This is a genomic window from Bhargavaea cecembensis, from assembly GCF_000826125.2.
In the GTDB taxonomy this organism is placed as follows: domain Bacteria; phylum Bacillota; class Bacilli; order Bacillales_A; family Planococcaceae; genus Bhargavaea; species Bhargavaea cecembensis_B.
Genome location: NZ_LN651373.1, coordinates 1316118 through 1326703 on the forward strand (window position 1 = coordinate 1316118; position 10586 = coordinate 1326703).

The 10586-nt window shown below is 59.5% G+C and carries 8 protein-coding genes and 1 other RNA gene; 6 read left to right on the top strand and 3 right to left on the bottom strand.

Annotation, left to right across the window (positions count from 1 at the left end; all coding sequences use genetic code 11):
• Positions 1-78 precede the first annotated feature (78 nt).
• Both BN1189_RS12035 and recU read right to left on the bottom strand, forming a co-directional pair.
• A complete protein-coding gene (locus BN1189_RS12035) occupies positions 79-2907 on the bottom strand; it encodes a PBP1A family penicillin-binding protein (protein ID WP_040228417.1) in 2829 nt (942 codons plus the stop codon).
• Between the two features lie 24 nt (positions 2908-2931).
• On the bottom strand, positions 2932-3540 hold the full coding sequence (gene recU, locus BN1189_RS12040; protein WP_040228426.1) for a Holliday junction resolvase RecU: 609 nt from the start codon (positions 3538-3540) through the stop codon (positions 2932-2934).
• A gap of 191 nt (positions 3541-3731) precedes the next feature.
• Between recU and BN1189_RS12045 the strand changes: the two genes are divergently transcribed.
• The 6 genes from BN1189_RS12045 to BN1189_RS12070 all read left to right on the top strand — a co-directional run bounded on the left by BN1189_RS12045 (position 3732) and on the right by BN1189_RS12070 (position 9821).
• The gene (locus BN1189_RS12045; RefSeq protein ID WP_040228418.1) at positions 3732-4124 is read left to right on the top strand and encodes a YppE family protein; all 393 of its coding nucleotides are present in this window, start codon (positions 3732-3734) and stop codon (positions 4122-4124) included.
• Complete coding sequence (locus BN1189_RS12050) at positions 4099-6363, top strand: DEAD/DEAH box helicase (protein ID WP_218922854.1); 2265 nt, start codon at positions 4099-4101, stop codon at positions 6361-6363. The genes BN1189_RS12045 and BN1189_RS12050 overlap by 26 nt, the downstream gene beginning before the upstream one ends.
• 6 nt (positions 6364-6369) lie before the next feature.
• Positions 6370-7620: a ribonuclease H-like domain-containing protein gene (locus tag BN1189_RS12055; protein ID WP_040228420.1), complete on the top strand. Its 1251-nt coding sequence runs from the start codon at positions 6370-6372 to the stop codon at positions 7618-7620.
• 162 nt (positions 7621-7782) lie between these two features.
• Positions 7783-8082, top strand: a complete 300-nt coding sequence (gpsB, locus tag BN1189_RS12060) for a cell division regulator GpsB (protein WP_040228422.1) — start codon at positions 7783-7785, stop codon at positions 8080-8082.
• 111 nt (positions 8083-8193) lie between these two features.
• An RNA gene (rnpB, locus tag BN1189_RS12065) (RNase P RNA component class B) lies at positions 8194-8574 on the top strand.
• Positions 8575-8690: 116 nt separating this feature from the next.
• The gene (locus BN1189_RS12070) at positions 8691-9821 is read left to right on the top strand and encodes a THUMP domain-containing class I SAM-dependent RNA methyltransferase (protein WP_040228424.1); all 1131 of its coding nucleotides are present in this window, start codon (positions 8691-8693) and stop codon (positions 9819-9821) included.
• Between the two features lie 505 nt (positions 9822-10326).
• Here the strand turns inward: BN1189_RS12070 and BN1189_RS16170 are convergent.
• On the bottom strand, positions 10327-10586 hold a 260-nt coding region (locus tag BN1189_RS16170), incomplete at its 5' end, for a hypothetical protein (RefSeq protein ID WP_179860951.1).

Consider the following 10586-nt stretch of genomic DNA (forward strand, 5'->3'; position numbering starts at 1 on the left):
CCCCAACAGAATGAACGACGAAAAAGCCTGCCCGCCGGGATGACCGGTGGGCAGGCTTTTGGTTTGGATCAACTTGGGTTATTCTCCGTCTCCGCCGCCGGGTGGCTGGCCGGGGCTTCCGCTGTTTCCGGATCCTCCGGTGTTGCCTCCGCCGCCTTGGCCGCCTCCGGAGCCGCCGCTGCCGCCCTGGTTTCCGCCACCCTGGCCGCCGCCTTGGTTGCTTCCGCCCTGACCGCCTTGGCCGCCCTGGTTTCCGCCGGAGTTGTTTCCTCCGCCGGGATTCTGCTGGCCGTTGCCGGGGGTGCCCTGGTTGTCTCCGTTATTATTTCCGTTGTTGTTGCCGCTGTTGTTGCCGTTTCCGTTGTTTCCGCCCTGCTCGCCGCCGGAGTTTTGGTCACCCGGATTGTCCTGTCCCGGGTTTTCTTGCTCATCCGGCTCTTCTTCATCTTCCGGCGGTTCCTGCTCGTCCGGTTCTTCTTCATCCGGTTCGGCCTTTTCGCCGACCTGGAGGGAGACGGAGGCAGGGGCGCTCGTCTGGTCGCCGAGCACTGCGACGACCGTGAACGTATACGAGCGTCCCGGTTCGATGCCGGTGGCTGCCGCTGATTTTTCGGATGTGGTCGTCAGGGCTTGGGCGCTTCCGCCGTCCACGCTGTAGGAGACATTGAACTGCACGTCCCCGTCCTCATCCGGCGCCTTGTGTTTCCATTTCAGGCTGACGAGGTTCTGTTCGGCGTCATAGTCCGCCTTCAGGCCGGTCGGTGCTTCGAGGCCGGTCTCGTCCGGTTCCTCTTTCGCCGGCTTGGCCGCCTTCTTCGGTTCCGTCCCGCGCACGAACAGCTCGGTGCTCTTCTTGTTCGAAGGAGTGCCGGCACCTGCCAGGCGGAGCGGATCCGTGCCGACCTGGATTGTCGCTTCGACGACCGACTTCGGCTTCTTGAATGTCGTGTTGTCGGTGCGCTGGGCGAGATCGAGCAGAATGTCGGAGAATGCTCTCTGCGGATACGAACGCTCATCCCAGCTCTGGATCGGCTGGTTGTATTTTTCGTGGCCGGTCCATACGGCAATGGAGTATTCAGGCGTGTAGCCGACGAACCAGCTGTCAGGCACTGAGAAGCCTTCCGGTCCGATGCCGATCTTTTCGATTGTCTTGCTGTCATAGTTGGTCGTCCCGGTCTTGCCGGCGACGTCCAGGCCGCCGCTTTTAACGTACTTATAACCTGTGCCTTGAGGGTTTTTCACGACGTCACGGAGAACATCCGTGATCATATAGGCCGTGGAATCCTTCATCGCGCTGACCGGCTTCGGCTTCAGCGTGCGTTCCGTCTTGCCGTCCCGGAGAATGACTTTCTCGACCGAGAACGGCTCGGTGTACATGCCGCCGTTGCCGAATGCGGCGTAGGCGCCGGCCATCTGGAGAGGGGAGGCCGACACGCCGCCGCCGATTGCGTTGGAAGAATTCGGCTTGTCGACTTTGATGCCGACATTGCCCGCAAACTCTGCGGCACGTCCGCCGCCGACTTCTTCGAACGTCTTGACGGCCGGGACGTTCTGGGACATGTACAGGGCTTTGCGCATCGTCATTTTCCCGAGATACTTCCCGTTGGCGTTGCGGATGACCTGCTTGCTGCCTTTATAGGTGGTCTTTTCGTCTTTGACGGTCTGGCCGGTCGACCAGTCCAGATATTCGATCGCCGGTGCATAGTCGAGGACCGGCTTGATCGTCGATCCGACGTCACGGTTGTTTTTGATGGCATAGTTGAAATTGCCGGTCACGTAATCACGGCCGCCGCCGATCGCTCGGATGGCGCCGGTTTTCGTGTCCACGACCGCAACGCCGGCGTTGATCTGTTCAGACGGAAGATTGCCGGATGAGACGACTTCTTCCGCCTTCTCCTGCGCTGCCGGGTCGAGGGTCGTGTAGATTTTCAGGCCGTCGGAAATGGAAAGGTCATGCTTCTCGAGTTCGGCCGTGACCATGTCCACAAACGCCGCGTATTTCCCCGAGTTGTGCTGCTTGCGTTGCTCCGGCGGGACGAGTCCTTCCGTCACCGGAATCGCACGCGCGCCGTCGGCCTGCTCCTGGGTGATTTTGCCGTGCTGGACCATGAGGCCGAGCACGATGTTTCGGCGCTTCTCCGCCCGTTCCGGATGGTTGTAAGGATTGTAGCGGTTCGGACTCTGCGGCATGCCGGCCAGCAGCGCCATTTCAGGAAGCGTCAGTTCGGCCGGTTCCTTGCCGTAGAACGAATCCGCTGCCGTGCCCATGCCGTAGATGTTTCCGGACATGAGCACTTTATTGAAGTACATCTCAAAGATTTCTTCCTTGCTGTACTTCCGCTCAAGCTGGAAGGCGAGCCAGGCTTCCTGAGCCTTCCGCTTCAGCGTTTTTTCGTTTTGTAAAAACGAGTTCTTAATGACCTGCTGGGTGATCGTGCTCGCGCCCTGCGCGCCGAATCCGTCTCGCAGATTCGCAAGGACGGCTCCGCCGAGACGCCAGAAATCAATGCCGTGGTGCTTGAAGAAACGCACGTCCTCGGTCGCGAGGATGGCGTCTCGCATGTCGGCGGGGATATCTTCGTATTCGACGTACTCCCGGTTTTCAGAACCGAGCGTCATGAACGGCTCATCGGATCCGAGCGCATACAGTTCGGACGACAGCGGATCCTTGAGCGATTCCGCGTCGAGTTTCGGCGCGGAGGCGGCGTAGTAAGTGAACAGTGCCGCTCCGGCGACGAGGAAGATGACGCCGAGCAGGACGATCGCCGAGATGATCCGTTTCCAGACGGGCTTTTTCTTTCCTCCCGGAGTTTTCCTGCCTGCCGGCTGTTTTCTCCGGCGCGACGCCTTCTTTTCCAGCTCCTGCTGTTTGCGCCGTTCGGACCTTGATGGAATATGGTCACTCATAAGGGTTCCTCTCTTTCTTCTTGCTCAGGAAATGCCGAAACGGGAGATGGCCTTCAAATAATCGAGACGCGGCCGGTAGCCGGCCCGGAGCTCGATGGCCTCCTCTTCCAGTTCCGACAGAGGGATCGATTTCCTCCCGCCGCTTTCCATGCGTTTCCACGCGCGGTCGACCTGGCCGAACGGGACGACGAAGTACCGTCCGGTGGATGTGAACTTCACGATCAGGAAGGCGATGCCCCCCTGCGCCGTCACATTGCGCATATGCTCGATCTGGTGGGCATGGACGTTTTTCAGCGGGAATGAAGAGGCGATGCCCGTTTCCTTTGCATCGAAATCAATATGATGGCCGTTATAAATGCCGTTGTAGTCGGTCGTCGACGGCGTCTTGAAGTACGCTTCGCGGATGACCGCCGCGCTTCTTGACGGGTAGTCGACTTTCACGATCTGGACCGGCACCGGCTTTTTATGGATGACTGCAATCTGATTCGCCAAATAGTAGGCATTGGATTCATCCAGCTCATCCTCCAATGTCTTACCCCGGTTGCTGAATGAGTAGTCTTTCTTTTTGGGGGCTTTCTTCTTCGGCTGCTCCGGGGGCCTGTACTTCCGGCCGCCCGGGTAACGGATCGCCATTTTGATCACCTCGCATTTCTCCATCATATCATAGATTATAGACGGCGGGACGGGATGGAGGTTGCCGCCGCAGCCGTGGTTTTTCCTGCCACCCGGACAAAGACGAGGAACATCCGTTTCCATTCAGGTGGTCTGGTTCTATAATATTTGATAGGATGAAGAAAACCAACCGTAAAGGAAGCAGACCTATTATGAAACTTAAGCAACTGACGCTCGCCCTGCTCGAGGAGTGCGATGAGTGCAAGCCGCGGCATGCACAGATGCGCGAAGAGGACCGGGAACCGGACTTCTTCTCAGAAGTGAAGCCGTACGCCGACCGGGTCCACGCCATGATCGCGGACTGGAAATCGGAGGCGGAACGGTGGATCGGAGCGGAACGGCCGAAATACGTCCGCATGCCGCAGATCGACAACGCCGCCGACATGATGACCCAGTTCGTCGTCCAGTCATTTTACAAGGGGACCGGCAAGAAGCGGTTCTACCAGTCAATCCAGTCTGTCCAATATACGCTGAAAATCGTCCTTGAAGCCTTGGAGGAGGGGAAAGCGGATGGAATTGATGAAGAAAAAGAAGACGGTCAGTGAGCTCGTGGAAGAGTGGCTCGCCGACCCGGAGATCGGTCCCGGCATCCGTCATCACCGGGTGATCGAAGGGAAGGAAGCCCGCTATGCGCCGTTCCCGGACGGGCTGCATCCATCGCTCAGAGAAGCGCTGGAATCTCGCGGCATCTCTTCCTTATACACCCACCAGCGGGAAGCGTTCGATCTCGCCCGCTCCGGCCGGTCGTTCACTGCGGTGACGCCGACCGCTTCGGGCAAGTCGCTCTGCTACCATCTGCCCGTCCTCCAGTCGGTGCTCGAGGACACGGCGTCCCGCGCTCTTTACCTGTTTCCGACGAAAGCGCTCGCCCAGGACCAGATGGCGGACCTCCACCGGCTGATCGAGGCGAGCGGCGAAGAAATCCTGAGCCACACGTATGACGGCGACACGAGCCCGGGGATCCGGCAGAAAGTCCGGAAATCCGGCCATATCATCATGACGAATCCGGACATGCTCCACTCCGGCATCCTGCCGCACCACACGAAATGGGTCTCGCTGTTTGAAAACCTGAAGTTCATCGTCATTGACGAGCTACATACGTATAAAGGGGTGTTCGGCAGCCATGTCGCCCATGTGCTGCGCCGGCTTATCCGGATCGCCCGCTATTATGGGAGCGACCCGGTCGTCATCTGCACGTCCGCGACGATCGCGAATCCGAAAGAACTCGCCGAAGAACTCGCCAACCGCGAAATGGCGCTCATCGCGGACAACGGGGCGCCTGCGGGGAAGAAGTACTTCCTGTTCTATAACCCGCCCGTCATCCATCCGACGTTCGGCATCCGCCGCTCCGCCGTGCTCGAAGTCCGGGACCTGGCACGGCGGCTTTATCAGGAGCAGATCCAGACGATCGTCTTCGCGAAAAGCCGGGTGCGGGTCGAGATGATCGTCACTTATATGAAAGAGATGACGAAGAAGAAGCTCGCCGACAAGACGATCCGCGGCTACCGCGGCGGCTATCTGCCATCCGAGCGGCGGGAGATCGAGCGGGGACTCCGGGAAGGGGACATCCGGACGGTCGTCAGCACGAACGCGCTCGAGCTCGGCGTCGACATCGGACAGCTCCAGGCTTGCATCATGACCGGCTATCCCGGCAATATTGCAAGCGCCTGGCAACAGGCGGGCCGCGCCGGACGCCGGCAGGACGAGGCGCTCATCATCTACGTCGCCCAGTCGCTCCCGCTCGACCAGTATGTCGTCGCGCATCCGGACTACCTGTTCGGCCAGTCGCCGGAAGAGGCCCGGATCCATCCGGACAACCTGCTCATCCTCATGGACCATCTGAGATGCGCCTCGTTCGAGCTCCCGTTCGCGCTCGACGAACCGTACGGCGAATTCGAAGTCCAGGAGCTGCTCGCGTTCCTCGCAGAAGAAGGCGTCCTCGTCGAAGAGGGCGGCAAGTGGCACTGGATGAGCGAACGGTTCCCCGCGAGCGAAGTGAGCCTCCGCTCCGCTTCACAGGAGAACGTCATCATCATCGACAAATCCGTCCCTCGCGACACGACGGTCATCGGCGAAATGGACCGGTACAGCGCGATGACTCTGTTGCATGAGGAAGCCATCTACATCCATCAGGGGACCCAGTACCAGGTCGAAGAACTCGACTGGGAAGAAAAGAAGGCCTACGTGCGCGCAGTGGACGTCGACTACTTCACGGACGCCAACCTCGCCGTCGAGCTGAAAGTGATCGCCGAGGATGAAGTCGAGCGGGAGGACGGCCGCACCGCCTCCTACGGGGACATCGCCGTCCTCGCCATGCCGACGATCTTCAAGAAGATCCGCTTCGACTCGCATGACAACATCGGCTCGGGGCCGATCACGCTTCCTGCCGAAGAGATGCACACGTCTTCCGCCTGGCTGTCGTTCGACCGGCCGGCGGACTGGACCGAGTCGGACCTGACCGACACGATGACCGGAGCGGCGTACGCGATGCATTCGTTCATCCCGCTGTTCGTCTCGTGCGACCGCTCGGACATCCACGTCGTGCCCCAGGTCAAGGCCGTGCACACCGGACGGCCGACGTTCTTCGTCTACGACAGCTATCCCGGCGGCATCGGACTCAGCAAGCGGGTCCACGGCATGTGGGACGAACTCCTCGCGCAGACGGCGGACCACGTCACATCCTGCCCGTGCGAATCCGGCTGCCCGGTCTGCATCGGCGCCCAGGAATCCGGCGGGAATGTGAAGCGGCGCGTCGCGGAACTGCTCGGAAAGCTGTCCGGGTGACGCGCCATGTCCTATGAAAACAAACTGATGCAGATGAAAAAGATGCTTAAGAAAGCACCGGCGGAAAAACCGCGCGAGACGGCGTTCAAGAAGCCCGCGCCTCCTTTTTACGCCCCGGCCTGGGAAGCGGTGGGACTCGAGCGGATCGACAATCAATTCGGCACGGTGTTCCGACGGCGGGTCCGCTACTCGCCGGAAACCGCCCACGGATCGCACCGGCTCGGCGAACTGAAGGACGCGGCGGCCGTCTGGGCGGATTCCGACGGCGTCCATCCTTTCGCCGAAGGGGACGAGCGGAAGCTGCTGTTCTTTGACACCGAGACGACCGGACTGAAAGGCACCGGCTCGCTCATTTTCATGGCGGGGCTGCTTGCGGCGGACGACGCCGGCTTCACGCTCGACCAGTACGTCCTCGCCGGCCCGGCACATGAAGCGGCGTTCTTGTACGAGACCGGCCTCTGGAAAGGCGGCCGGACGGTCGTCACCTACAATGGCAAGAGCTTCGACTGGCCGCAGCTGAAGACACGCTGGACGATGAACCGGGAACACTTGCCGGAGCTCGAAGACCCGTTCCAGATCGACCTGCTCCAAGGCACGCGCCGGGTGTGGAAGGGCGGACTTGAGAGCTTCTCGCTGAAGTCGATCGAGGAAGAGGTCCTCGGATTCCACCGGGAGGACGACGTGCCCGGCTTCCTCGCGCCGATCATCTACACGGATGCGGTGAAGAGCGGAAGCCCCGAACTGCTTCTCGGCATCATCCGGCACAACGAATGGGACCTGCTGTCGCTCGTGACCCTGTTCGTCCATCTGACCGGCCTGCTCATGAAGGAAAACGAAGAACCGACCCCGCTCCCGCACACGAACATCGGAAAATGGTTCGGCGACCTGAAGGCATACGGCAAAAGCCGGGAAGTGCTCGAGGAAGTGACCGATCTGTTCTTCGACGAAACCGACGAAGCTTACTATCATCTCGGATTTTTATTGAAAAAAGAGGGCCGGTTCGGGGATGCGGAAAACGCCTTTGAACAGGCGCTCGGCGGCGGTCTGGATGACATAAAGTCGCTGAAGGCGCTCGAGGAAATCGCCAAGCTGAACGAACACCGGCTCGGCAACCTCGTCAAGGCGGAGATCAACTGCCTGCGCGCAGTCGGACTCCTGAAAGGGATGGACTCGATGAAACCCGCCCGGAAAGCGAGATGGCAGGCCGCGTTCGACAAGCGGCTCGCGAGGGTGCGGGCGAAGCGGGAAAGGAAATGATGCGGCCGTTCATTTCCCGGAATAATTGGGGGAATGGACTGACTATTTCCCGGGCAAGCGCACGAGTCGACAGAAACGCCGCGCCTTCCGACAAGGATGAACACCGGCGGGCAAAATATGCTATACTTGAGCAAAGCATGCCTAGACGGAAGGACGAGAACAATGGACATTAAACTGACCGCCAAAGATATCCTTGAGCATGAATTCAAGACAGCCGTCCGCGGCTACAAACCGGACGAAGTGGATCATTTCCTGGATGAAATAATTCAAGACTATGAAGCATTCAATAAGAAAATCGCCGCCCTGCAGGAGGAGAACCGCCAGCTGAAGGCGGAAGCCGAGGAAATGAAGAACCGCCCGGCAGCCCCGCAGCCGCAGACCGGCACGACCAATTTTGACATCCTGAAGCGCCTGTCCAACCTTGAACGGCACGTTTTCGGCAGCAAGCTCGACGGGAACTGAGCGACGGACAGGCGAGCGGGCGGGAAATCCCGAATTGAGCGGAAAGTTGAACATTTTCCGTCTGATTGAATCCGGCGCCCGTCTGTGGTATGATGAACGTTGCCAAAGTCGCCATTCAGGTGATCGCTGCAACTTCGGGTTGTAGAGGAAAGTCCATGCTCACACGGACCTGAGACGGCCGTAGTGTTCGTGCCCGGCGAAGTCATAAGCCGGGGCAGATCCATCCGGGTCTGACGGCGGGAGTAACGCCTAAGTCCTCCGGGATATGGCCGAGAATCCCTGAAAAGTGCCACAGTGACGTAGCCGCATCGGAAACGGTGCGGGTGGAACGGGTAAACCCCTCGAGTGAGAAACCCAAATTTTGGTAGGGGCATCCTTCTGAAGGAATTCAACGGATGAAGGGACAGGCTGAGGCCTGTAGATAGATGATTGCCGCCGGAGTACGAGGCGAGAGCCGCTACAGTACGAAGGAACAAAACATGGCTTATCGAATGGCGACGGTATATTTGTAAATCCCGAAACGCTCTCCATGACAGGAGGGCGTTTCTTTTGTACGATACATACAGCACAAGGACGGCGGGCCAGTCCCGCTCGGAAGGGTGAAACGGATGACGACATTCAAATTGGTGGCGACCGCCGCGATGGGCCTCGAAAAGCCCGTCGCAGACGAAGTGCGGGCGCTCGGCTACGAACCTGCAGTCGAAAACGGCAAAGTTTATTTTGAAGGCGATGAAACGGCCATCGCGCGCACGAACCTGTGGCTCCGCGTGGCGGACCGCGTGAAAATCGTCTTCGGCCAATTCAAGGCCACGACATTCGATGATCTGTTCGAAGGAACGAAAGCACTCCCCTGGGAGGACCTCATGCCGGTCGACGCCGAATTCCCGGTGGCCGGAAAATCGGTCAAATCCCAGCTCGGCAGCGTCCGCGACTGCCAGGCGATCGTCAAGAAAGCGATCGTCGAGCGGATGAACCGAGCCAACAACCGGCGGGGCATCCTGCCGGAAACCGGCCCGCTGTTCAAAATCGAAATTTCCATGCTGAAAGATATCGCAACGCTCACAATCGACACGAGCGGCGCCGGTCTCCACAAACGCGGCTACCGCGTCGGCCAGGGAGACGCCCCTCTGAAGGAAACCCTCGCCGCCGCGCTCGTCCAGCTCACCCGCTGGAGCCCCGACCGACCGTTCCATGACCCGTTCTGCGGTTCCGGAACGCTCGCCATCGAAGCGGCGATGATCGGCCAGAACATGGCACCCGGCTACAACCGCGAATTCATCAGCGAAAGCTGGCCGTGGATGGAACCGAAAGTGTGGGAAGATGTCCGGGCCCACGCCGAATCCGTCGCCGACTACGACATCGAACTCGACATCACCGGCACCGACATCGACCACCGCATGATCAAGATCGCGGAAGCCAACGCCGCCGAAGCCGGATTCGCCGATCTGATCTCATTCAAGCAAATGCAGGCCGCCGACTTCACGACCCTAAAGGAAAACGGCGTCATGGCCTCCAACCCGCCATACGGCGAACGCATCGGCGAAATCGAAGAAGTCGAAGAAGCCATCCGCTCACTGGGGCGGACGATGGAGGCCTACCCGACCTGGTCCGCCTACATGCTCTCCTCCATGGAAAACTTCGAAGAACTCTGGGGCCGGCAAGCCACAAAGAAACGAAAACTCTTCAACGGCTTCATCCGAACAGACTACTACCAGTTCTGGGGCCGCAAAAAGAAATGATTGAATGGGAGAAACCGGGCGGACGCCCGGTTTTTTCTGTTTGGGCCTGGGGAGGCGGGTTCGAAACCGGGTGAAGCGGACGCGAAAAGCCCCCGGGCAGGCGCGAAAACCCCGGCCCCCGAAAAGCGGGCGCGAAAAGAGCCAAAGCGGGCGCGAAAATCCCCCGGGCAGGCGCGAAAACCCCGGCCGCCGAAAAGCGGGCGGGAAAAGAGCGAAAGCGGGCGCGAAAAGAGCCAAAGCGGCCACGAAAAGCTCCCAGGCAGGCGCGAAAACTCCGGCCGCCGAAAAGCGGGCGGGAAAAGAGCGAAAGCGGGCGCGAAATGTCCCGGGCAGGCGCGAAAACCCCGGCCGCCGAAAAGCGGGCGGGAAAAGAGCGAAAGCGGGCGCGAAATGTCCCGGGCAGGCGCGAAAACCCCGGCCGCCGAAAAGCGGGCGGGAAAAGAGCGAAAGCGGGCGCGAAAAGCCTCCGGGCAGGCGCGAAACCCCGCCCCCCACACATCATCAGTTACCTTTTCATAAAGATCTCCACAGAAGAATCAGGAATAATCAACTCTCCCTCCTCGTTAAAAATCACCGCCGAGTAGTTTAGTTGATAATAAATGGCGACTGATTTTCCGCGCTTTATGAATAAAGGCGAGCGCAATAACTTTTTTGCTTTTGTCGCACTTACCCCCAAATAAACTTGTGCCTGTTCGATATTCAATGTGCTGCCGCGAATCAAAAAGTAGTCTACCAATTTCTTGATAAAGGGAATCCATTGGCGGG